Origin of the sequence: Shewanella sp. 3_MG-2023 (genome assembly GCF_030548765.1) — a bacterium.
Lineage (GTDB): Bacteria > Pseudomonadota > Gammaproteobacteria > Enterobacterales > Shewanellaceae > Shewanella.
In genome coordinates this window covers 78,309-102,168 of the sequence record NZ_JAUOSH010000002.1, presented here as the reverse complement: position 1 = coordinate 102,168, position 23,860 = coordinate 78,309, and the positions used below count along the sequence as shown (strand labels likewise).

The following is a 23,860-nucleotide window of genomic DNA, read 5'->3' as shown; positions in this document are numbered from 1 at the left end:
TTTGCATCAAAAATCGCTATTAGTATCAAAGTTGCTTCAAGTATCAAAAGTAGTTTTTAGTATCAAATGCCGATTTTAAATTATTAGCAAACTCGATAAATTTCTCTTTAATGGTGCGCTTGATAGACACCTCCAGCGAGCCCCAAATAACCTTACCCTCAATGGTGATGACAGGAGCTTGGCGGGTTGCGATAGAAGGCGCTTTGTTTTCAATGCTACTGACGAGCCCGTAAGTTTTACACACCACATTAATGCCTTCAGGAACATAGATACTGCTACTGCCCAAAAAGCAATTAATCTCAATGGTGACATGTTGATGCTGAAAAATGGCATCACTAAAATCCAGTGTGGTTTCACCTATAATATTATTAACCTTAATAACCTTTGGCACCACCCATTGGCCGTTACGTTCACTGTTACCTAATATGCTGGTTAAGCGCATATCTTCAGTGGCAGTTTTGCTGCCATAGTTTGGCGCAAACTGGTGGTCTTTTTGCTGACTATAGTCAGTATCAGCGGTTAAGGTTAGGTCTGCGACCAGTGCGACGATCTCTTGATGAACACTTGAGTTCATTGCCTCATCAAGGCGTCTTTCAAAGGCTTCAGCAGAGATAATGCCGTGGCTATAATTGACAATTAACTGATCGATAACTTGTTCTCTGACTTGCTCAATAGGGCGATCTTCTAAAATCACGGCCATAATGTCACTCCTTGGACTTTATAGTACATAGTGACTCAGATTTTAGTCACTAGGGTAGATGTTGTATTTAAGTTAAATTAAAGCAATATGCAGGCCAGTTTAAAGATGCTATATAAAAACAGTGCTTTATCATTCTTGCAGCATTGCGTTATCGTTTTTAACCTTTATAAATGCAAATGATATAGTGAAAGTAGCCAGCTGAATTAGTCAAAATAACCAGTGAACAGCCATGGGTTTGTCATTTTTTCTACGTATAGTTACGCTATAGAGCCATCTGCACCCGCTATTACGGATTTTTTATGGTTTAAAAACTCCATAAAGATTGGTGTCTAGCACTCTTTTTTTCTCAATGGAAAAGCCTAAAATGCACCGCATCGGCATCACCTATGAGGAAAATCATTATGTCACACCCAATTATTGCAGATTTGAATAAACGTTATACTGTGAAAAAGTATGATTCAAGTAAGCGTATTTCAGCAGCGGATATGGACGTAGTGAAACAAGCGATTCGTTTAACTGCTTCTTCTATTAACTCACAGCCGTGGAAATTTATCGTATTAGAAACTGATGTGGCAAAACAACGTTTTCATGAAACGTTTACCAATATGCACCAGTTTAATCAGCCTCATGCTACTGAAGCCTCCCATGTGATTTTATTTGCCCATAACCCTAAGTTCACTAAAGATGACTACAGAAAAGTTGTTGATGTTGAAGTGTCGTCAGGTCATTTACCGGCAGACATGTATGACAACATGCTAAATGGTGCTTTTGGTTTTGCAGAGCAAAATACTGATGACAGTGGTTTTAATGGCCATTGGACTAAAGCGCAAACCTATATTGCTATTGGTAATACCTTGCATACGCTAGCTCGTTTAGGGATTGCTTCTACATCGATGGAAGGTGTTGATCCAAGCTTAATTGGTGAAATTTTTAAAGAAGAGTTAGATGGTTACGTTTGTGAGTTTGCGCTAGCAATGGGTTATCACAAAGAGGGTGAAGATTATAACTTTGGTTTACCTAAATCGCGTTTACCTGAACAAGATGTCATCACTGTTTTATAAACTATATTTGGTCGTTTAAATTATAGCTTGTAACACCTTTCTAATTGATTATTCTGTCCCTGTTATTAAAGCCCATCATGTACTCATGATGGGCTTTTTTGTGTTGAGTATTTTTAAAAGATTAAATCAGCAGCTTAGTCTCCATTTTAAACAGTCACTATTTCACAGGAAGGTGGAAAATTTTAGGTTCGGCTTTAATAAGCCCTAAATGACTGATAATGCTGCAATGTAACCCGTCACATTAACGTTGAGCATGAGTTAAACCTTTATAGGGACTGACTTTAACTGGAATACTGATGAAATTGAGTAGCCTCTGCAAGGTGCTATTCATACGTGTCATGCCATGAACCGCTGGCGCTGAAACGATATTATGAAGAATGGAATGTATTTGATGGGAGGCATGAATATTGATGGATGAATGCAGCTGCTTTGGTTGATAGTAATATCATTAAGGCATTGCGCAATCGCTAACAACAGACAGTATTAAGAAGAGGAATTACTTAGCTGCAGCTTATTGATAAAGCCGCCATTATGTTCAGTGTTTCAAGTCGTTCTCAACATGGTAAGTTATTCCAAAAAGTGTAGAGTCATAACTAAAGCGACTAAAAATGCTGATAAAATGGTAAAAAGGTGGGATTAATAATGACGTATTAGCTTGATTTTACTCTCCCAGTAATGGCTTGGGAGAGTCGTGAAAGTAAACTATAACTTCTTTAATAAGGAACTTGGTTTTGCCATAAATTGTTGTTTACCGCCTTGTCATAGCCGTTTTGGTATAAGGCTTCCATGTACTGCTGATCAAACATTTTCTTGGTGGCAGGTTCTGCATCAAACTTGTCGTCAATATAAGTGAATGACAAATCGTAGTTATTTACTTCGCTGTAATACAGCATTCGATATAAATCACCTCTAGCTTGTTGAATCGTCATACTTTTCAAACTGCGATTCAGTAGTTCAAGGCCTTTATCATGTAGGGAAATATAAGGTGATTTTAATACCCCGTTACGGATAACGTGAATATTAGTTGGTTGCTGATAACCTAAAGCCTGATTGACTAACCCATAATCGAAATTACCTGGGTCGACAAACATTTGTGAGTTCATGCCGCCATCAACATGTAGTTCTTCTAGAGGCTTTCCATCTATCTCAACATTGATGAATTGTGGTGGAAACACCCCTGGAATTGACGAGCTTGCGGCTAAAATTTGATGAACTAAGTCATATTTATTTGGTAAGTTACTGGCAGCAATTTGGCCAATATTCCAGATCATCAGCTCGCCAGAATCAAACTGCGTAGTGCCAATAAATAGTCGACGCCCTTTTTGGTGTTCAGTCGCTATTTTATCAATCATTGTAGCAGGGTAAAACTGCTCCACTAGCTCATATAGACTACTGCCATCAGTAAAGGCATCTTTAAAAAGAGCATTTAAAAAATTGCGTTTACCTAATATAGCCTTATCGTTAAGGCCTAGCATGACTTGCTTTAATCGATGAATTTCATCACCACCAATAAATGCAAATGGTGCAATCAAAGAGCCTGCACTGATCCCTGTGACAATGGTGTATTGCGGTAGTTGATTACTATCATAAAGGCCGTTTATTACTCCGGTGCCATAAGCACCCTTAGCACCACCACCCGATAACACTAATATATTTAGCTTTTCTGACGCACTTGCTAATGGTGTGGTGTTGGTGGTTGCATCATATAAAAACGCAGGTTGTTCATCAGCCCAAAATCGATAAGGTTCAGCTATTTCGGTTTGATCCGCCGCCACGAGAGCATCTTTGTAATTATTAGCATCAACCCGTTGTTCAAGTTGATGATTTGAGCTACAGGCCGTTATGAACAAGGCAAAAAATATTAACTTAATAAGGTTCTTCGGGGTGTTCATTAGTGTCTCCATTTAGCCGTTTAGCGGCTAAAAATCTAAAGATATTTTAAATCAAATTAGCAATATTATAGAAGCGAAAGCGGTTTCTATGATCTGCTGATAATTAATATTAGAAGGTTAATGGACATTGTGTAATCTGTTAAATCGCGTTTGAAGGATTTAACCCTCACAAAACGGCTAACGTGAATTGCTATCGTCAATTGGGGGTAGATGGGCGATTTATCGATTTTAAACCGTGTAAATCTCACGCTTTTACTACTCTATAGCGGTTAATTTTATTACTTCAATGTTAATGATGATGGTTCGATCCTTCATAAGCGATTACAAGGTAAGGGTTAAATTAATTACTATAAATTTAATTATTCAGGCTCATACAGCAAAGATGCAAACTTTAACCTAATATTAGGCTTGAGCTACTTTGATGATTCACTAGCCAAACCCTAGCAATCAGAGATACATGGAGTTAATTATGACCGTGTTTTACCGTTCTACCCTTGCAGTGCTTATTTCATTAACATTAGTGGCCTGTGGCAGTGATGACAGCCCTAGTGTTACAGATCCAGAACCTGAAGTACCCGTTGTCGAGCCACTGCCACCACAGCAGATTGATCTGATCATTGGTGATAGCACCGTAATGGGGCTTAGAGAGTCAGTGGTGATTAATGATGTAGAGGGTACGGCAACGCGAGTTGAGTTAGAGGCGTTTAAAGGCATTACTTATGCGACTTCTGCGCGCTTTGAGCACAGTGTGGTCACAGAATTAACAGATGTGGTCGATGCAACGGTTTTTGGTGATGCCTGTCCGCAACTTGATTTAACGGTGCAGGAGCAATCAGAAGATTGTTTAAACCTTAATATTTGGCGCCCAGAAGATACGGTCGAGTCCGCTGAATTACCGGTTTATGTGTTTATTCATGGTGGTGATTTTGAATTTGGTTCAGGCTCAGACCCGCTAGTACAAGGCGATAATGTTGTCGCTCAGGGGGCATTAGATGATAAACCATTTATTGCGGTCACTCTAAATTATCGTTTAGGTATTTTAGGTAGCTACTGGCTTGATGGTAGTAAGAACGACAAAGGCGGTAATTTTGCTTTAGGCGACCAAAAACGTGCGCTTGAATGGGTGCACAATAATATTAGCGCCTTTGGCGGTGACCCAGAAAAAGTCACCCTTGTTGGTCAAGGTGCGGGTGCGATGTCGGTGGGTATTTTGCAACAAACTGAAACTAAGGAAGTTATCACTGGTACCTACTTCCAACGTGCCATTATGCAATCAAACCCTTATGGATTTGATTACAAATCTTATAACCAAGCAAAAACTTATCAAGGTAAGTTACAAGCTTATGGTGATGAATTATTTGGCACTACCGCAGCGGTTTCGCTTAATGACTTAACCCTTGAACAAATTATGCAAGTGCAAGAAAAAGCACTTAACCCATTAGCAAAAATTGGTGCATGGTCAGGGCTTGACTGTATCGACCTGGATAGAATTGACTATGGCGTCCCGTGTTTCCTGTCAAAGTTTAGCGCAGAAATTACGCCATTTGCTAATTTGAAACCTTTTGCTCCTTATATGGACTATCGTCCAAAGGGCGGTTTATTTGAGCCAGAAGTGAAAGGCTATCATTTAGAAGCACAGCCGGCACTCACTGAGCTAAATGTTCCGACGGTTTTAGGTTTTAACACCAATGATTCTAGAATTGTGTCATATGTGCCAAGCTTAACTTCACTGATCCCAACTATCATTGAGTTAATCAACGAGCAAAATAATGCGCCAGAAGACCCAGATGCCGCCGCGGCAGATATTGAGGCTTGGTTAGCATCGCAAGATAACTTGGAATTAGTACAGCAACAGTTAATGGGTTTAACGGCTGACGAAATTGAAGCACAACTTGAGTTAGGTGATATTTTACCGAGTACCGCTTATGACGCAATTACCCGCTTTTTCTTTGGTTTAGGTAATGGTGAGTTAATTGATAGCGTGTTTGCATTAACTGACTTTTATCCGAATGAAGAAGATGAATTAACTGGTGCTACGGGTAATATGGCGCAATTTAATTTGTTAACCAATGACATGTTATTTAGTGGGCCTGCACGTGTTAAAGCCAAGCAAACAAGCGACACTGCCGAGCAGGCGGTAACGTTATACAATTTTGATTATCAACCAAGCTTTAATGTGTGGACCACCAGTAATGATGCAACCAGCATTGATCTTGGTGCATTGATTAAATCAATTAGTTGTATAGGTAAAATGTGCGTGGGTGCAGAGTTACCGTTCGTATTTAATAAGCCTTACACTGTAACAGGTAATAAGATTAACCCAAGTGCATCTGATGTTGCGTTAATGGATAAACTATCGCGTTTATGGTTTAGCGATGCCTTGTTTGACAACTATCAGTTCACTACCGCGGATGACACTGTGTTAGTGATTGGTGCTGACACCAGCATTCAAGTTGAAGAGAATTGGGATAAAAGAAAGCAAGCTGGTCTTGACCCAGAGTTACGCGAAGGTCGCTTAACGGGTCTTGAGGATTTAGGCTTAATTTTAGGCTACTTTAATTAATGACTAAATAAGCTTTATCTTTATCGCTTTGATTGGCGGCTAGCATTTGCTAGCCGTAATTTTTTAACCATAATGACGGTATATCAATGAACATGCATTCTATTTCTAAGTGCCTAACTGTACTTAGCTTTATTATTGTTACCATAGTGGTGACTGGCTGCGCAACGTCTTACCCTGAGGTTGAGGACGGTTTTCAAGCGGATTGGGACTCGAAAAAATACCATGCTGATTTGTACTTAATCCCTACTGCACCAGAAGCCTTAGCGAGGCGTATTGAGCTAGTGCGTCAAGCCAAAAGCTTTATTGATATGACTTACTTCTCATGGAATAAAGATACCTCGGGATTAATGCTTTTTGCCGAAATTAAGCAAGCTGCCGATCGCGGTGTAAAAGTCAGAGTAACCCTTGATGACTTGTTGGTGTTTAATGAAAAGTGGCTTGCAGAGCTCGCCCACCATCAAAATATCGATATTCGTATTTTTAACCCTTTCGACTCTCGAAAAATGGGTTGGATTGGCCGTGCGATGGACTTTCAAATTCATCAGCAACAGCTGGATAATCGCCTGCACGAAAAGTACTTTAACGTTGATGGTCACAATATGATTTTAGGTGGCAGAAACATTGGCGATGACTACTTTGGCTATAGCACTGAGGCAAACTTTTTTGATTTAGATGTCATTTTTAAAGGTGACGTCATTAAGGCTTTTGAAGCGAATTTTGATGGGCTGTGGGGCACTGATTATTTGATCCCAATCGAAATGCTTGTAGAAGTGAAGCAGGTGGGAGTATTTACCGAGTTTGAAAAAACTTATCGGCAACAAACTGAAAACCGCCAACAAGTGGTGAATGCGATTAATCAGCAAGTGCAGAGCTTAACAGAAGTGGGTTATACCGCAGCTGTTGTGAAACCTGTCTTTGATTCGCTTGAAAAGATGAAAGACAGTAAGCCATATTTTAGAAGTCGAGTTGAAAATCTAATGACTGATCCGGTGAATGATGCCAAGAAAGCCGTAATTTCAACGCCTTACTTAATTCCAACCGATAATAAATTTACCATTATTGAAAAGCTTAGTGCCAATAATGCACAGATCACTTTAATCACAAATTCATCGGCATCAAATGATTCGGGGTTTGTGCCGGCATACTTTGAAAAGCATCGCCCACTGTTATTAGATATGGGGGCGGATTTATATGAATATAAAGATCATGCTAAAAATAGTGATCATTTTTACCATAGTGATACTTATTACCATAATAAGACCTTTATCTTTGATGATTTATATTCCTACATTGGATCATCGAACTTTGATCCACGTTCAGATTTTTTAAATATTGAGTTTGGGGTGTTAATCAAGAGCCCAGAATTCGCCTTGACGTTAGAGCATTACTTACTGGCCAATAAAGAATTGCTTTATTGGCATGTAACTCAACAAGAAGACGGCAGTATTAACTGGCAATCAGGTGATGAAAGCTATGACGCTTCGCCTCATTATGGTGGTTGGCATGCTTTACCGGATTGGCTGATAAGGAAAATGAATGGCGAGTCAGAGCTTTAATTAAAGCCATATTTAGGGGCTAGTACGCTTTCTTTACGTAAGTCATTTAACGCCACAATATAAGAGCATGTTAGCTAAGAGTTTGTTAGGTAATAGGTTACTGACTAAGAGATTATTTGCTAACAGGTTATTAGCTGAGAGGATTAGTTGAGAGTTTGTTAGCTAAAAGGATTACTAGAAATAAACAATAATCCATTGTTTTTATATACGTCCAACCCCTTGCATGATAATGAGTTTGTAGGGTTTCATTGCAGTTTAAGCAACAAATACTCGTTAATGAGCTAAATTTAATCGCGGTTATTTTTAACTAATAATAGCTATAAAAAAGCACCCAAGTTCTTTATAAAAGGCAAGGGTGCTTGATAAACACTAATTAGTTGCTGGAAGCCGTTACTCCACCACCACCAGAGCCACCACCGAAACCTTGAGCACCAGGCGCTGGAGCTGCTCCAAATGTGCCACCACTGGCAGTGAGTGTCTCCTCAAAGACCTCTGCAACAATTGAAGGGTCTATACCATTTGCAATAGCGATAGCCAATGCATCATCAGCGTTCATTCCTGCAGTTTGTGCAGCACTAAGCACTTCTAATATAGTTGCGGTTTTGCCAAAAGTCGCCTGTAAAGCAAAAGCGAGGATATTGGTTTGTTCTGCAGGTGATGATTGCATTTGAGTGAGCGTGTAATCAGCTAAACTCGTCCCTGAATTAGCAGCTGTCTGAACGCCATTGGTAAAATCTGTTTGAGATACAGCATATGCTCCTGCTGACAACGCCGTTGAAGATATTGCAGCAATCAAAATGAGCGTTAATTTGTTAGGGTACATTTATTCTGCCTCATGGTTTGATGGGGGACAAAAGTCACTGAGTTGTAAAGTACAGCTCCATGAACTATCTAATGTCACTGGTATAAGAGTAGTCAAATTTTGAACAGCATACAAACCGTTGCCTTGAAGACCATCCACATGGATATTGGAAAAAATGCCTATCATGGCTGGTGTTTCCAATTGCGCAGCGATGACTTTTAATCCAATACCATGGCATATTTGGGTAACTGTCTGGACAAAAAAGCGTGTGTCAGCTTGATCTATATCATGTACAAAGCAAGGATCTAATTTAGTAAAATCAACGTTTAAGTTACGAATATAGTGAAATGAGTTTAAGTTTGAGCCAAAGTTTTCAATGACAATATCAATTTTTAATTCTTTAGCTTTATTAATAAATGAGGTTGTAACAGCTGACGAAAGTATCACGCCAGATTCTTTAATTTCATACAAAAGTGGTGGAAGTTTTTTTTGTTGTAGTTGATATAAATTAAATAGCCAATGAGTAAAAGCAGAGCTTTGTATCGCTTGGTTGCTAATATTAATAGCTATGGGTGTTTTTTTTATGTGTGTTAATTTGTAAAAGATGAAACAAGTTATTGCTTGCTCAAGCTCAAGTAATACGCCCAATTTATCGGCCATGGAAAATACATCTAGTGTGGGTAAAGACTCTCCATTAAATTTAAAGCCCACAAAGGATTCAACATACATAATTGATTGTTGGTTATCGACTACCGGTTGTAGCAGTAAATCAAAAAAGTCATCTAAAGGAATACATTTAAGCTCAAAATTATCTTGGTTGCAGTGTTTAAGCTCGTTGATAAAGTATTCAGTAAAGTGAGTTAAAATGTGAGCCCATTCTTCCCGTGTATGATGGCTATTGTCAGCTTGTGACAGTATTAACTCAGCGTGTTTGTCGCAATATGGGTTAGTGGTTAATTGAGAGTCTAATCGTTTGAGTGTGTCGCTAAAGCTTTCATTGGCACCAATACAAGTCACTGTATATTTTGCAAAACCATCTTCAACGTCGTGTTCTGTTTTGTTAGCCACTAAAATATCGATTAATTGCTTATGGACTAATTTGACAGCATCCTCTGTTAATGGCGATAGAAAAGCAAATTCTGACCCAGAAACTCGATAAAGCTGTATTTCGGTGATTTGATTAAGTTGCTTGCTAATAATATTGGCCCCTAACTTAATATAGGCATCAGCGGCGGCATATCCTTGTTTATCGTTGATACTTTTTAGCGATGGCAGGGCTATCAAGCCTAAATAGAACTGATTTTTTTGTGGTGTATTTGTTGATTGAATCGATTCGAAATTTTTTAATAGAGCGCGTCTGTTTGGTAATTCTGTTAAAGAGTCTATGTAGGCATGTTTTGCTAGATTTTCAGCAAGTTGGGTTTGTTCTTTAAAGGCCCGCTGAATATTAGCAATCATCTGATTCATAGCATCGACGACCGCTTTAAGCTCTGTAGTAAAAGGAATAATTGGGTTGGTAATAAAGCGTTTTTTTGACGCTGAATTGGCTTGTTGCTCAATGGTTTTTAGCGGTCTTAGTACTGCTTTTAAAATGAAGTAAGCGATTAATAAGGTAATAATTAATAGAATAAAAGTGGTAGTGAGACTCGTTACTGCATGATGCCATAAGTTATTATAGGAAATACCAACATGGGACTGCACTGATAACTGCCCGGCTAAACGCCAACCATCACTTACCTCACTGGTCATTATGGGAGGTTGTAATGGAAAACTGGCCATAAACCAATTGGGCACAGATAAAGTGGGAAAATCAATCGTTCGCTTAAATTGAACAACTTCATCGATGTCAGTAAATTGAATTAGTTGATAATAACCCGAGTCAAAAATGACATTAGTCATTGTTTCTGCAACAACAAGGTTTTGCTCGTTCATATAAGGCGAAATTGAAAGCCCTAAGCTATGTGCCGCGCCTTGAGCATGAGAAGCAAGTTGTTCATTTAAATAGTCTCTCATGGTCGAGATATTGTTATATAAACCAAAACTGAAACTAAAAACTGTTAAGCAGCTAATAAGTAAAAATACTTGTAATTTTAGCGACATTCCTTTGTTTACCATTCAGCGACTCCAATTCCATTTTCGCATGTTATTCACCATTCTCTATTCTATTAACGAGATCTGTCCAACTTTTAGAGCCAGTACTAACAGGGCGATTTGAACCTAATCCCCGTGCTTTAGTTAACCATAAGCCTTGACTGTTAAATGAGTAAATTGGTTTTAAATCAGTCCGTTGATTTGATTTTTTAATGCTTGTTGTCAAATTATCTAATACTAAGGGCATGGCCTTAGGGTTATCAAAATAAATAAGTACCATGTGTGGTTGGTCAATTAATAACGCTCTAACATACATTAAGCGCATTTTTTCTTCGCTGACTCCCATTGCTTTTAAAGTAAAGTACTTAAAAATTGCAAAGTCTTCGCAATCGCCACCTTTAGTGCCCAATGACTCTATCGGTGTCCCCCAGTAATCATTTTTATTCCAATGTTCGATATCGCTGACAAAATTAATATGTCGATTGGCAAATTGATTAACCAAGTGCAAGCGTTCACTGTCAGAAAACTCAGCTCCCTTTTCAATAATTGATTGCCACTTATGAAAGTCATCGATTCTGTTAAGTCCATATTTTAGTTCAATTTGAGTAAAAAACGCGCCAGAAAAAATATTGTGGTTCATTGTTGAAAAGCAAACAGCAGAAAACACTATTGGTATTAACAGCCAATAGCGTTGCCAATTCAAATCAACACGCAATGAATTAATTTTCTCACCCAACCTATCCATAGAGATGCTAAAACTGTAGCAAAAATGTGCAATAAGGGATCTGTAAATTTCATCATAGCGAAGTTGGCCTTAATGATCGTCAATATAATGACGTATTTAATTAGGTGCCTCATGCAGTGTTCTAAGTTTAAGCTCCGAGATTTCTAGGGACTAAACTATTGCAAAATTGTTACATTGTTTGTTGGTACTTACTAACTTGCTTTGTTTTTGGCACGGATCTTGATTGAATTATGTACAGCTATTTAGGGCGATTTAATGGCCTTATTTTATAATTATTACTTAACACGCTTAATTTTGATTTTTAGTTATTGTATTTAAACGTTTTTTTGTTGTTGCTAGCTTTAGTTCCCCTAAGTGGTTGGTGTTTATTAAAGTTAACATTGCACCAAAATACAGCAGCCTCAGGCATAGATGGATGCGTTCTAAGCTCTGAGGATCCACCAAGTGCAAGGGTGACCTATACTAAAGTACTATTCTTGGTTCGCAGTAATAGTACTTAGTTTGATACCGAGGTGAGTAATTAGGCTACTTTAGGTTGATTTTTGAATTGAGGTTATAGGGTTTCAAAAAACTGACAGGGGTTTCATGTATGCTTCAATGTAACATCATTGTTAAGTGGGCTTGATGAAGCCGATTAACTTAGATGGCGTAGACTTTAATGAAGATCAATTTTTATTTTCATACTTTGTACCGAGATTCATGTGAGTGTCTATACTTTCATTTGTTGCTAAGTTTTCTGGTTGGATTTGAAAGTTGAAGCGGCCTAACTGCCAATCAAATTTGTAAATTATTAGCTAAATTATTCATAACTTTTATAGCAATCTGGAAGCTAAAATTCAGTGCGGTAGCGTGGATAAAGCCATCTAGAGATATGTGGAATTATAATTTTTTGCTATTGAATCTACCGATAAGATTTACAAAAAAAACATTAACTTATATGTTAAAAAGGGTGTTGTTTTAAATGAAAATAGCAATTGCTGGTACAGGTTATGTTGGCTTATCGAACGCTATGTTACTTGCTCAACACAATGAGGTTGTTGCTGTAGATATTATTGAGTCCAAAATTAACCTCCTCAATGACAAGGTGTCGCCAATTACCGATACTGAAATTGAAGATTTTCTTGCAAATAAATCGTTAAACTTTACAGCGACCTTAGATAAAGTCAGCGCCTACCAAGGTGCTGATTTTGTGATTATAGCCACTCCTACGGATTATGATCCTCAAACAAATTATTTTAATACTTCTTCTGTAGAAATGGTTATTGAACAAGTGACTTCGATTAACCCTAGCGCTGTGATGATCTTAAAATCTACTGTGCCAGTTGGATATACCGAACGGATAAAGGCAAAGTTAAATTGCGATAACATTATTTTCTCACCGGAATTTTTACGTGAGGGAAAAGCACTGTACGACAATCTATATCCTTCAAGAATAATTGTGGGAGAGAAGAGTAAACGCGCTGAAATATTTGCTGAGTTAATGGTTCAAGGGGCATTAAAGCAAGATATCAAAGTTTTGTTTACCGAGTCGACAGAGGCTGAGGCGGTCAAACTATTCTCAAATACGTATTTAGCCTTAAGAGTGGCTTATTTTAATGAGCTAGACACCTATGCAGAATCCCTTGACCTAGATACCAAGCAGATAATCGATGGAGTAGGTTTAGATCCTCGTATTGGCAATCATTATAATAACCCCTCTTTTGGTTATGGCGGCTACTGTTTACCAAAAGATACTAAACAACTGCGAGCTAACTATGCTGATGTGCCAAATAATCTGATAACAGCAATTGTTGACTCTAATACCACTCGAAAAGACTTTATTGCTAATTCTATTCTAAAGCGAAACCCTAACACTGTAGGTATTTATCGATTAATCATGAAGTCAGGATCAGATAACTTCAGGGCCTCAAGTATTCAAGGCGTGATGAAGCGCCTTAAAAGTAAAGGCATAGAAGTGATTATTTATGAACCTGTTATGGAGCAAGATACGTTTTTTAACTCACCAGTGTACCGAGATTTAGCAGCATTTAAAGCTAGTGCGGATGTGATTGTATCTAATCGAATTACAGCCGATTTAAATGATGTATTAGAAAAAGTCTATACCCGAGATTTGTTTGGCAATGACTATTAGTCGCTTTGGAACTTTGTGAATATTTGAAACGAAAGAGCAACTAACCTCGGTACTGTTAAAGGACTAAAAGTGATTCATGCCTGAAATTTCAAATGGGAAAAAATTAGCTAGTTCAATGCTCTATAGCGTAACAGGTCGATACTTAGTGTATTTAGTGCAGTTACTATCAATGATGATACTAGCGCGAATATTTACACCTGAAACTTTTGGTATATTTGCTGTTATTCAAGTATTTGCTGTATTTTTTGCCCTATTAAGCGAGATGGGTTTTGGGCCTGCTTTAATTAATGAATCCAAAATATCAACGCAGATGCGCGATGGTATTTACAGTTTTACTTGGGTTTTGGGTGCTGCGGTTTCTGTAATTTTCTTTATCATATCTCCACTTATTGCTTGGTTTTATGGTGATGACATATATCAATATTTAGTTATTCCGGTTGGCATTAGTATTGTGTTTAACACCTCGGTTATAGTGCCGATGTCTGCACTAAACCGAGAGAAAAAATTTATTACCATAGCGCGATGTGAAGCAATAGCAGAGATCATTTCCGTTGTCTTTTTACTGCTCACTTTAGACTATTTTGAACCTATATGGGCGCTAGCGATAAAGCCTTTGGTCGTCTCAATTTTTCGATATATTTTGATACTGTTTGCCGCTAAGAATACAGAAGAAGGTATTCCGCACTTTGGCCGAGAATTAGGCCATGTTAAAAAAATATTGGCTTTTTCAAAGGATCAAGCCGGTTTTAATTTTTTAAACTACTTTTCAAAAAATTTAGATAATATCTTAGTGGGTAAGTACTTAGGTGCAACAAGCCTAGGGATATACGATAAAGCCTATCGATTGATGAGATACCCACTGTTAATATTAACATTTGCAATGGCGCCGGCAATACAACCTGTTATGAAGGAGCTTAGAGAAAACCCTCCTGAATTTGAACGGTTACATATAAAGTTTACTAAATATATGTCATTGCTTGGTGCTTTAGTCGGAATATTAATATGTATCTTTGCCGATGAAATCGTGTTCATTTTACTTGGTGATAAATGGGGGGATGTATCTATATTGCTTAGAATTCTTTCTATTTCAATTCCAACTCAAGTGGTGATTAGTTCAAGTGGTGGTTTTTACCAAGCTGCGGGTAGAGCAGATTTATTATTGAAATGCGGCTTTTACCATGCCCTCACCAGCGTAAGTGCCATTGTTATCGGGGTATATTTAGGTGGTTTAGAAACGCTTTGTTGGTTAATAGTTATCAGTTTTACAATTAATTTTATTCAATGCTACCTGCTAATGAGTAAACATATTTTTCCTTCAGGCCTGTCAAGTGTATTTGGTACGATATCCTACGGGGTTATCAGCAGTGTAATTATTTTAGCTGCAAATTTTGTATTAGCGACTAATTTTTGATTATTAATATTTGGTGTCAGTCAGTGATTTATTTTAATTTTTCTCCGTTTTACTTTACATGTTCAATATGCATTTTATTTGAATGGGTTCTTAATGGTTTATTTAGCACTATTAAAGATAGGTAAAGGGCTTAGCAAATGAGTTATAAATATACAGTCATTATCCCTCACTATAACAATATCAATGGTTTGAATAAATTGTTATCAACAATACCTTCCAAAAACTATGTGGAAGTTATAATTGTAGATGATAATAGTCATTCGAAAGTGACTGACTATATAGATGAGTTTATGGTTAAGCATTATGAAAACTTGACTGTGCTGACTAATGAATCAGGTTATAAAGGTGCTGGCGCGGCAAGAAATATTGGGATAAAGCATGCTAAAGGAGAATTTATCATATTTGCTGATTCCGATGATTATTTTGTAGATAATGCTTTTGATACTATCTGTTCTGGTCTTAAAAAAGATTGTGACATTTGCTACTTTAAACCAACCAGTTTTTGTTTGGTTGAAAAAGAAAAGTCAGACAGGCATGTTCGATATGCTAAATTGATTGATAACTATTTACAGTCTGAATGTGAAGATATCCGCTATAAATTTTATGTCCCCTGGAGCAAGGTGTTTAGACGTAAATTCTTAGTTGAGAATAATGTTCGCTTTGATGAGGTTTTAGCATCTAATGATGTGATGTTCTCTTTAGTGTCAGGGAGTAAAGCGAATAAAATTAGTGTGTTGGATGAAGTTTTTTATTGTGTGACCAGAGGTGTTGGTACCTTAACTGTTAACCGTTCAAAAGAGGTTGTTTCTTCTAGAGTTGAGGTGGCTTTGAGAGAGTCATCCTACATAAAAAATGAAAAAATAAATACCGAAAATCATTCAGTTATCTCAGTATTTAAATTGGCAGGAGATAAAATAGATCCCCCTTTGGCTTTGTCGACCTTGTTTGCGTTTTCGAAAGGTCATTTACCTTTTTTTCCCCAGTCATATAAGAATTATATTAAGAATCCAAGATTGATTTTAAACAGGATTTTATCTAAACCCGTTGTAGATTCTTCAAAGAGTAGCAAGTATAAAAAATATTCATTTTATTGCTCATTGTCTATTTTGTTTTTATATGAATGTGAAATGATAATTTTTAGTTGATAGCATTATTTTAATGAACAATATTTATCTTTTAAATGGATTTATAGGAAATTTGTTTTCGTAAGATGCTTTAACATAAGGATTTAATTATGTTGGCTAGTCGAAAGCTTGAAATTGACACGTTACGGGGGGTGGCATGTATATTGTTAGTTAGTTATCACGTAATTGGATCTTCATCTACGCAAGGAATGAGAATAGACTCAGGCGTATTACGTGATATTAATGATGTGTTTATTTATATTCGTATGCCGCTTTTCTCATTTTTATCAGGACTCATATATGGTATGAGACCCTTAAAAAGCAATTTTATTCCTTTTTTAAAAAAGAAAACGGCAAGATTGCTATACCCTATGCTAACGGTTGGAACTTTGTTTGCTTTGTTACAGTTTTATGTGCCAGGGACTAATCGAGAAACGATAAACTTTTGGCTTATGCATATTATTCCTGTCGGCCATTATTGGTTTTTAGAGGCGATTTTTTTAGTTTTTTGTTTAGTTACTTTGTTTGAGTTTTTTAATCTGCTCAATAGTTATCTAACGTCTGTTTTTATTTTGGTTCTTTCTATCGTTATTTACCTTTTAGGCGTTGATGTTAACTATTTATCTTTAGATGGTTTTTTTTACTTATTACCATTCTTTTTATTTGGCATGATGAACTCAAGGTTCCCCTCTGCTATGCAAAAAATGTCAACTGTTAGTTTAGCGATACTGGTGTCTTACGGGTTATCGTTATACTTTGACTTCGATGACAGAGCATTAAGAATTGGCATTGGATTTAGCTTTTGTTTTACTCTGTTTTTATTGAAAATAAAGATGAAATGGCTTTCGTACATTGGAGTTTATTCTTTTTCTATTTATTTGTTCCATGTGTTCTTTACGGCATCAAGCCGGATTTTTTTAAATTATTTTGATGTATTAAATACGAGTTTAGTTTTTATGGTTGGGCTTACAGCAGGCATCGCAGGCTCTATTGTTATTGATAAACTATTAAGTAGTAATAGTTGGATGACTCATTACGTGTTAGGTAGGTAGTATGTTGGATAAAGACAATGATGTTAACAAGTTGACCGTGGTGATCCCTACTTATGGCAGAGCTGAAAAGATTTTAAAATCAATACATTCTTGTCAGCATCCAGATATATCAATTGTGGTGATAGATGATAATGGACTAGATACACCTAACCAGGTTTCAACTAAAGCGCTAATAGATAACGTAGCCCCTGAGTTTAATGGCCGCTTATTATATTATGCTTTAAATGATAATTCAGGCGCTTGTATAGCACGTAATAAAGGGGTTGAATTAACCAAAACCTCAATCGTCACTTTTTTAGATGATGACGATATGCTGCTTGTTGAAGCAACCTTAGCTAAACTTCAATTTTTTAATGAGCACAGCGAGTACGATATTTGTTGCAGTGATATGTACTCTAAGTTTAATGGGAAAAAATATCAGTTAGATTTCTGCCACTTCAAGGGAACCACTCCGATTGAATTACTCGAAGATGGTAACTGTTATACTCCTATGGTTATGGGCAGAAAAAAAGCATTGATGCAAATTGGTGGCTTTGATAATTGTAAAAAATACCAAGACCATGTGCTAATCCTTAAAATACATTTAAGCAAGCTAAGTGTGCTGTTTTTTAAGCAGCCAACATTTATCCATGTGGATCATGATGAGTATCGAATTTCAAATACACCGTGTTCTTATCAGACGGTTAAGCTTAGATTTGAATATGAAGAAAAGTTACTCAACAGTCTTAATTTAGACGATGCTGAGTATCAGAGATTGAAAGCGATTATATTATATAGGAAAAAATATCTTTGTTTTTATTATATAGTGATGCCAAGACTCAACTCCTTTAAAAAAAGGTTTATTGGTACCAAAAGATTTTTGTATTCGATAGAGCAAGATGGTAATGCTATTTTTATTAATGGTAAATCATTTTTTTATGCACTGAAAACCGTAACAGGCTTACCTTTCTTGATAAAAAGAATGGCTTATAAAATAAAACATAGTAATTAACAAGGAGTACTTGTGGATAGTCACTTATCATATAGCGATGATGATAGTATTCTAAATGTTAAGTTTTCATTTGTTTTTGCTGTTTTAATATTGTTTTCTATATTTACTCCTTTTTTATCATTTCTTTGTTGTGCTTTTTTGATTGTTTATACTCACAACTATAAATTGGTAAAGCTACTACCTATATCGCTTGTGTTTTTCTTTATTTTAATCAATTTTAATCGGGAGTTTTTCGTAAAGGGTAACGACCTAGAATGGTATTATACTTACTTTACTAATTTTTCAGATTATGAATTAGGTTTTTTTAATGCTTTTGAAGATGATCTGGCTAGCGTGTCATTGAAAGCAAGTGAGCCCCTGTATCATTTCTTTGTTTATATCTCGAGTAAAGCGACCAATGGATATTATCCAGCTTATATTCTCTGGGTACACTGTGTGATTTATCTGATTCCAACCTTTGTGATTATCGAGATCTGTAAGCGCGAAAAAGTAAATGTCTTGATATGTTGCTCTTTGGTTTTGTTTCAAATGTTGGTGTTTTATGATTTTGGTAATGCATATAATTTAATCAGACAACAGGTGGCCAGTTCGTTTCTGGTGCTGACTTTTTATTTTATGTATATAAAAAAGCCATGGTTTTGTTTGTTTTTCTCTATTGTTTCAGTGTTTACTCATAATTCAACGGTTTTGATGGCCGCACTAATATTATTGTTTTGTTTGTACAATATTAACTACATATCATACAAGCTATTACTAACGGCAACGGTGTTGTTATCTATTTTTTATGTTGCTGTATACTTTAACCTTAGTGGTCACTATGAAGATCTCGAAGATAAATCAAGAGGTCTAGTTGTTAAACTGATTGATTTTAGTATTTTTATTTTTAGTGGGATAATTGTATTTTTTTATGACTCAAAATATAGGAATGTTTACCGTTTTTTAGTGGTGTTATTCATTGCTCTGATGTTTTGTCATATTAGTTCTTTTTTACCTCTAAGATTTTTAACCTTTTATGATTCTTTTAAGTGGCTTAACTATTTTATCATCTTTAATTATTTCAGCACTAAGCTCTCATATTACAAAAATGCTAATTTAAGTATTTTTACTTCTTGTTTGATCTTAGGCTTTACCTATTTCAACCTGAAGCTTACTTATACAGCATATATATATAATGGTAGTTTTCTAGATTTTGTTATTGATTCACCCATTTATTATTTAGGTATTGATTTATGAAAGTGTTACTTATAACTACTTGCGTTTATAATGAAACTAACTACTCAGACTTTAAACGCCTAGTTAATAGCTTGCACTCGCAAAGTAGTGAGGCCGTCTTCTTTCATGCTGTTTTATTTCAAAACTACACTCAGACTGAAATGATTCAACCCGCTAATAATGATAATTATTATGCCGAACACTTTTACATTAAAGATATCATTTCACTATCTAAAGCAAGAAATTTTATTATCGAGAGAGTTTTCGATCTTCTTAGTGATTATGATTACATTTCCTTTCCCGATGATGATTGCTGGTATCCTACGAGTTTTTGGCTCAATTTTGAAGGGTTAGTAAGTACCAATGATTGCGACCTTTTTTATACCAAGTTTTGTTCCAGCCCGATAGATGCTGTTGGTGGTATTGAAAAGCATTCTGCTTATAAATTGGTTCAAAACGCGTCTTCAAACACCACTATTTATAAAAGTCAGATTGTCGCTGAATTGAGATGTTTTAATGAGAGTTTCGGTGTTGGCAGTGAAAATAATGGTGGTGAAGATACTGATTTTGCCATTAGAGCAATGTTGTTATCTAAATATATATGGTTTAGCAACTCAAACCTAATTGGCCATCGCGATCCCATTGCTGAGTTCAGATATCGATACTTCAAAGGCTCTTTCGGCGTGTTAAAGAATCATTGCTTTAGCTCACTTGCATTGATGCTGATTACAGCAAGAAAAACCTGTGTAGGGTTAGTCTTTCTTTTTTCTAACAAAATTAAAGTTACTGACTTTTTCATAAGGTGAATAAAATGGATTTTACAAAAAAGAATAATTTTTTGGGTGTGAATTTTAATGACTTTACAGCCGATAATCTGGTTCATCATATTGTTAATTATAATGGTGAATATTCAATGCTAGTTACGCCTAATGTAGACCATGTCATCAGGTACAACTCTGATTCAAGCTTTAAAACTATATATGATAAAGCTGATATTACTGTCAATGATAGCCGAATTTTAAATCTCTTATCTAAGCTGGCTAGGGTTGATATCGGAGATGTTATTCCAGGTAGTGATTTAACCAAACGAATCATAGAGACTTTGCCAGAAAAAGATTTTGATATAACAGTTATTGGTTGCTCAGATGAAACTATATCCTTTGTAAAAGCTAAATATAAGTTACGCTCAGTTAATCATTATAATCCTCCGATGGGGTTTATTGATGATGATATTGAAGTAGGTAAGTGTGTTGATTTTGTATTAGCCAATCCTGCTAAATTAATATTTCTTTGCGTGGGCTCACCAAGACAGGAAATTCTATGCCAAAAACTTAAACAGGCAGGTGCTTCAGGTCTGGCTTTGTGTGTTGGTGCTTCCTTTTTATTTTTAAGTGGTGAGGAAAAAAGAGCGCCTGTGATATTTCAAAAACTATCACTAGAATGGTTTTTTAGATTAATGCAATCACCAAGAAGGTTATTTGGTCGGTATGTTATTAATGGCGTTAAAATTTTTCCGATATTCATAAAGTACATTCATCAAAAGCATTAATTAATCCTTATTAAAGTGATTGGTAACGCTCATCGCTCCTTTTTTAACGTTAAATTCCCTATTGGTCACTGTAAAAATAATTTTTATCGAGGTTGAATATGATTTTACCCGTAATTATGGCAGGTGGTTCAGGCTCTCGTTTGTGGCCATTGTCTCGCCAGCAATTTCCTAAGCAGTTTCTTACTTTGTTAGATAATCATTCAATGTTGCAAACAACAGCGAACCGACTAGATGGAATTATTCATTCAGCGCCCTTAGTTATTTGTAATGAAGAACATCGTTTTTCTGTTGCTGAGCAGTTTCGTTTAGGCAATATAGATAACAGCGGAATTATATTAGAACCCGAAGGGCGAAATACCGCCCCCGCAATTGCACTTGCTGCTATGTATGCGGTTCGCAATGGGCAAGACCCTTTATTATTAGTGCTAGCCGCAGATCATGTCATTAAGAATGAGACCGCATTTTGTGAGGCTGTCACCAAAGCGGTAACCCTAGCAGAACATAACCAATTAGTGACGTTTGGCATTGTGCCGACAGCGCCAGAAACAGGTTACGGCTATATTCAACGGGGTGAGTTACTCGCTGATGAGCTTGGGTTTGAGGTTTCTCAGTTTGTTGAGAAGCCGAATTTAGCAACTGCGAAAGATTATATTGCCACTGGGCATTATTATTGGAATAGCGGCATGTTTTTGTTTAAAGCCAGTGTTTATTTACAAGAACTTAAATTATATAGCCCTGATATTTTTGCCGCTTGTGAAGCCGCAATGGTCAACACTACTCATGATGTAGACTTTATTCGTGTCGATGAAGCGGCTTTTATTACAAGTCCCGAAGACTCAATTGATTATGCTGTTATGGAAAAGACCAAGCATGCAGTGGTTGTGCCTATGGATTGCGGTTGGAGCGATGTCGGCAGCTGGTCTGCATTATGGGAGATTGAAGATAAAGATCCCCATGGAAACGTCTTTAAAGGCGATGTTATTGGTATAGATACCAACAATAGTTATGTTAATGCCACTGAAAAACTGGTGGCAACTATCGGCTTAGATGATGTGGTTATTGTTGAAACTAAGGATGCGATTTTAGTTTCAAAACAAGCTGATGTTCAACAAGTTAAACATATTGTAGAACAACTGAAAACTCATGAACGCAGCGAGTGGCAACACCACCGCGAAGTTTATCGCCCTTGGGGGAAATATGACTCCATCGATCATGGCGGACGTTTTCAAGTCAAGCGAATTACTGTCAAGCCTGGGGCAAAGTTATCAGTGCAAATGCACTATCACCGAGCAGAGCATTGGATTGTGGTATCGGGAACTGCGAAAGTAACCAATGGCGATCAAGACATTTTATTAACTGAGAATCAATCTACTTATATCCCTGTTGGTGTTATCCATGCCTTAGAAAACCCAGGTAAAGTGCCTCTAGAATTAATTGAAGTGCAATCGGGATCCTATCTCAGCGAGGACGATATTGTACGCTTTGAAGACAGATATGGCCGTGTAGCAACAAAAGGCGTATCAAATGCTTAATTCAAAACAAGTGATAGCTTCAAGTCATATCGGTTTTGGAACCAGCGGTGCCAGAGGTTTGGTATGTGATTTCACTGTTGATGTGTGTGCTGCCTTTACAGTCTCTTTTTTAAATATCATGCAAGCCTCTTTTAATGTTCACACAATCGCAATAGCGATAGATAATCGTCCAAGCAGTTTTACGATGGCACAAGCCTGTGCTGCAGCTCTAGAGCTGTGTGATGTAAAGGTTGTTTATTATGGTGTTATCCCAACGCCAGCATTAGCCTGTATTTCGATGAGCCAAGAGGTTCCTTGTATCATGGTGACAGGAAGCCACATTCCCTTTGACCGAAATGGATTAAAGTTTTATCGGCCTGATGGTGAGATTACTAAAGCCGATGAAATAGCGATTTTAAATAGTGAATATTATTATCCTTGCGTAGAGCAACTACCCTTGCTTACCGTGGATAATGCTGCTGAAAATCATTACATAGATCGTTATGTGAGTTTATTTGATTCGCCATGGTTAACTGGTAAGCGCATTGGCATTTATCAACATTCAAGTGCTGGGCGCGATTTATATCCACTCATTTTTGAAAAGCTGGGTGCCGAGGTTATATCCATTGGTCGCAGTGATACCTTTGTGCCTATTGATACTGAAGCAGTTAGTGACGCAGATTGTCAAAAAGCGATCGAGTGGACGCACGAGTATCAGCTTGATGCGTTATTTTCCACTGATGGTGATGGTGACAGACCATTGCTCGCTGATGAGCAAGGTAACTGGCTGCGTGGTGACATTCTGGGGTTACTTTCCGCCAAGGCGTTAGATATCGATGGATTAGTTGTACCCGTTAGCTGTAATACCGCCATAGAACTAAGCCACTATTTTGATCTAGTCGTAAGAACTAAAATTGGCTCCCCCCATGTGATAGCCGCGTTTTCTGAGGTAGAAAGGCAAAGTAGTCGTATTGCTGGATTTGAAGCTAATGGGGGCTTCTTGCTGGGGTCTACTATCGAGGTTAATGGACATAGTTTGACTGCACTACCTACTCGCGATGCTGTATTGCCTGTTTTGATGGTACTTCATAGTGCTTTGAGTAAGACTGATTCTAACTCTATTGCAGGATTAGTAGCACAATTACCCCAACGCTTTACCCATAGCGACCGTTTGACAGATTTTAATACTGAACGCAGTAAACAAATTATTAAATTAGGTTTACAGCAGCCAGAGTATTTACTTGAGCAATTAAACCTATCTAAAAATAAATTATTAGAAGTTAATTCTACAGATGGACTACGCTTAAGTTTTACTAATGGCAATATTGTTCATTTACGACCATCGGGTAATGCTCCGGAATTTAGATGTTACGCCGAAAGTGATTCTATATCCAAAGCTAAACAATTAGTTGAACATACTTTGTATCAGTTATTGAACATCAATTTAAATGCATCGTTAGTTAATTAGG

18 protein-coding genes are annotated in these 23,860 nt (G+C 36.9%); 13 read left to right on the top strand and 5 right to left on the bottom strand.

Annotated features, from left to right (window positions below; genetic code table 11):
• Window positions 1–43 precede the first annotated feature (43 nt).
• A complete protein-coding gene (locus tag Q4591_RS01725) occupies window positions 44–700 on the bottom strand; it encodes a LiaF domain-containing protein (protein WP_303459023.1) in 657 nt (218 codons plus the stop codon).
• A gap of 401 nt (window positions 701–1,101) precedes the next feature.
• Between Q4591_RS01725 and Q4591_RS01720 the strand changes: the two genes are divergently transcribed.
• Window positions 1,102–1,761 (top strand): nitroreductase family protein, encoded by a 660-nt coding sequence (locus Q4591_RS01720; RefSeq protein WP_303459020.1) that lies wholly within the window; start codon window positions 1,102–1,104, stop codon window positions 1,759–1,761.
• A gap of 713 nt (window positions 1,762–2,474) precedes the next feature.
• Here the strand turns inward: Q4591_RS01720 and Q4591_RS01715 are convergent.
• Window positions 2,475–3,653, bottom strand: a complete 1,179-nt coding sequence (locus Q4591_RS01715; protein WP_102439104.1) for a patatin-like phospholipase family protein — start codon at window positions 3,651–3,653, stop codon at window positions 2,475–2,477.
• A 469-nt stretch (window positions 3,654–4,122) separates the two neighbouring features.
• On the opposite strand from Q4591_RS01715, the gene Q4591_RS01710 reads away from it, so the two are divergent.
• Window positions 4,123–6,216 (top strand): carboxylesterase family protein, encoded by a 2,094-nt coding sequence (locus Q4591_RS01710; RefSeq protein WP_303459017.1) that lies wholly within the window; start codon window positions 4,123–4,125, stop codon window positions 6,214–6,216.
• Between the two features lie 86 nt (window positions 6,217–6,302).
• Window positions 6,303–7,772: a phospholipase D family protein gene (locus tag Q4591_RS01705; protein WP_303459014.1), complete on the top strand. Its 1,470-nt coding sequence runs from the start codon at window positions 6,303–6,305 to the stop codon at window positions 7,770–7,772.
• Between the two features lie 373 nt (window positions 7,773–8,145).
• Here Q4591_RS01705 and Q4591_RS01700 read toward each other — a convergent pair whose 3' ends face one another.
• The 3 genes from Q4591_RS01700 to Q4591_RS01690 are packed head-to-tail and all read right to left on the bottom strand — an operon-like array spanning window position 8,146 to window position 11,305.
• The gene (locus tag Q4591_RS01700; RefSeq protein WP_102520792.1) at window positions 8,146–8,595 is read right to left on the bottom strand and encodes a hypothetical protein; all 450 of its coding nucleotides are present in this window, start codon (window positions 8,593–8,595) and stop codon (window positions 8,146–8,148) included.
• Window positions 8,596–10,689, bottom strand: a complete 2,094-nt coding sequence (locus Q4591_RS01695; protein WP_303459012.1) for a LapD/MoxY N-terminal periplasmic domain-containing protein — start codon at window positions 10,687–10,689, stop codon at window positions 8,596–8,598.
• A 28-nt stretch (window positions 10,690–10,717) separates the two neighbouring features.
• Window positions 10,718–11,305 (bottom strand): transglutaminase-like cysteine peptidase, encoded by a 588-nt coding sequence (locus Q4591_RS01690; protein WP_241903532.1) that lies wholly within the window; start codon window positions 11,303–11,305, stop codon window positions 10,718–10,720.
• A 1,066-nt stretch (window positions 11,306–12,371) separates the two neighbouring features.
• On the opposite strand from Q4591_RS01690, the gene Q4591_RS01685 reads away from it, so the two are divergent.
• The 10 genes from Q4591_RS01685 to Q4591_RS01640 all read left to right on the top strand — a co-directional run bounded on the left by Q4591_RS01685 (window position 12,372) and on the right by Q4591_RS01640 (window position 23,859).
• Window positions 12,372–13,541, top strand: a complete 1,170-nt coding sequence (locus Q4591_RS01685) for a nucleotide sugar dehydrogenase (protein ID WP_102439094.1) — start codon at window positions 12,372–12,374, stop codon at window positions 13,539–13,541.
• A gap of 76 nt (window positions 13,542–13,617) precedes the next feature.
• The gene (locus Q4591_RS01680) at window positions 13,618–14,952 is read left to right on the top strand and encodes a lipopolysaccharide biosynthesis protein (RefSeq protein ID WP_102477057.1); all 1,335 of its coding nucleotides are present in this window, start codon (window positions 13,618–13,620) and stop codon (window positions 14,950–14,952) included.
• Window positions 14,953–15,089: 137 nt separating this feature from the next.
• Window positions 15,090–16,097 carry a glycosyltransferase family A protein gene (locus tag Q4591_RS01675; RefSeq protein ID WP_102531346.1) on the top strand — a complete coding sequence of 336 codons (1,008 nt, stop codon included), beginning with the start codon at window positions 15,090–15,092 and terminating at the stop codon, window positions 16,095–16,097.
• Between the two features lie 89 nt (window positions 16,098–16,186).
• A complete protein-coding gene (locus tag Q4591_RS01670) occupies window positions 16,187–17,128 on the top strand; it encodes an acyltransferase family protein (RefSeq protein ID WP_102531345.1) in 942 nt (313 codons plus the stop codon).
• Between the two features lies 1 nt (window position 17,129).
• A complete protein-coding gene (locus Q4591_RS01665) occupies window positions 17,130–18,119 on the top strand; it encodes a glycosyltransferase family 2 protein (protein ID WP_303410619.1) in 990 nt (329 codons plus the stop codon).
• A 12-nt stretch (window positions 18,120–18,131) separates the two neighbouring features.
• Window positions 18,132–19,352 carry an EpsG family protein gene (locus Q4591_RS01660; RefSeq protein ID WP_102439084.1) on the top strand — a complete coding sequence of 407 codons (1,221 nt, stop codon included), beginning with the start codon at window positions 18,132–18,134 and terminating at the stop codon, window positions 19,350–19,352.
• A complete protein-coding gene (locus Q4591_RS01655; protein ID WP_303459006.1) occupies window positions 19,349–20,137 on the top strand; it encodes a glycosyltransferase family A protein in 789 nt (262 codons plus the stop codon). Before Q4591_RS01660 ends, Q4591_RS01655 begins: the two co-directional genes overlap by 4 nt.
• 5 nt (window positions 20,138–20,142) lie before the next feature.
• Entirely contained in the window at window positions 20,143–20,880 is a 738-nt protein-coding gene (locus Q4591_RS01650) for a WecB/TagA/CpsF family glycosyltransferase (protein ID WP_102439080.1), read from the top strand.
• Between the two features lie 98 nt (window positions 20,881–20,978).
• On the top strand, window positions 20,979–22,412 hold the full coding sequence (locus tag Q4591_RS01645; RefSeq protein ID WP_102477061.1) for a mannose-1-phosphate guanylyltransferase/mannose-6-phosphate isomerase: 1,434 nt from the start codon (window positions 20,979–20,981) through the stop codon (window positions 22,410–22,412).
• Window positions 22,405–23,859 carry a phosphomannomutase gene (locus Q4591_RS01640; protein WP_303459003.1) on the top strand — a complete coding sequence of 485 codons (1,455 nt, stop codon included), beginning with the start codon at window positions 22,405–22,407 and terminating at the stop codon, window positions 23,857–23,859. The genes Q4591_RS01645 and Q4591_RS01640 overlap by 8 nt, the downstream gene beginning before the upstream one ends.
• Window position 23,860 lies beyond the last annotated feature (1 nt).

Excerpts from the sequence above, each read along its gene's own strand:
- Q4591_RS01680 (WP_102477057.1), top strand. The coding sequence starts at position 13,618 with ATGCCTGAAATTTCAAATGGGAAAAAATTAGCTAGTTCAATGCTCTAT.
- Q4591_RS01695 (WP_303459012.1), bottom strand. The coding sequence starts at position 10,689 with ATGGTAAACAAAGGAATGTCGCTAAAATTACAAGTATTTTTACTTATT.
- Q4591_RS01655 (WP_303459006.1), top strand. The coding sequence starts at position 19,349 with ATGAAAGTGTTACTTATAACTACTTGCGTTTATAATGAAACTAACTAC.
- Q4591_RS01715 (WP_102439104.1), bottom strand. The coding sequence starts at position 3,653 with ATGAACACCCCGAAGAACCTTATTAAGTTAATATTTTTTGCCTTGTTC.
- Q4591_RS01720 (WP_303459020.1), top strand. The coding sequence starts at position 1,102 with ATGTCACACCCAATTATTGCAGATTTGAATAAACGTTATACTGTGAAA.
- Q4591_RS01700 (WP_102520792.1), bottom strand. The coding sequence starts at position 8,595 with ATGTACCCTAACAAATTAACGCTCATTTTGATTGCTGCAATATCTTCA.
- Q4591_RS01670 (WP_102531345.1), top strand. The coding sequence starts at position 16,187 with ATGTTGGCTAGTCGAAAGCTTGAAATTGACACGTTACGGGGGGTGGCA.
- Q4591_RS01675 (WP_102531346.1), top strand. The coding sequence starts at position 15,090 with ATGAGTTATAAATATACAGTCATTATCCCTCACTATAACAATATCAAT.
- Q4591_RS01725 (WP_303459023.1), bottom strand. The coding sequence starts at position 700 with ATGGCCGTGATTTTAGAAGATCGCCCTATTGAGCAAGTCAGAGAACAA.
- Q4591_RS01690 (WP_241903532.1), bottom strand. The coding sequence starts at position 11,305 with ATGAACCACAATATTTTTTCTGGCGCGTTTTTTACTCAAATTGAACTA.
- Q4591_RS01640 (WP_303459003.1), top strand. The coding sequence starts at position 22,405 with ATGCTTAATTCAAAACAAGTGATAGCTTCAAGTCATATCGGTTTTGGA.
- Q4591_RS01705 (WP_303459014.1), top strand. The coding sequence starts at position 6,303 with ATGAACATGCATTCTATTTCTAAGTGCCTAACTGTACTTAGCTTTATT.
- Q4591_RS01710 (WP_303459017.1), top strand. The coding sequence starts at position 4,123 with ATGACCGTGTTTTACCGTTCTACCCTTGCAGTGCTTATTTCATTAACA.
- Q4591_RS01685 (WP_102439094.1), top strand. The coding sequence starts at position 12,372 with ATGAAAATAGCAATTGCTGGTACAGGTTATGTTGGCTTATCGAACGCT.
- Q4591_RS01645 (WP_102477061.1), top strand. The coding sequence starts at position 20,979 with ATGATTTTACCCGTAATTATGGCAGGTGGTTCAGGCTCTCGTTTGTGG.
- Q4591_RS01665 (WP_303410619.1), top strand. The coding sequence starts at position 17,130 with ATGTTGGATAAAGACAATGATGTTAACAAGTTGACCGTGGTGATCCCT.
- Q4591_RS01650 (WP_102439080.1), top strand. The coding sequence starts at position 20,143 with ATGGATTTTACAAAAAAGAATAATTTTTTGGGTGTGAATTTTAATGAC.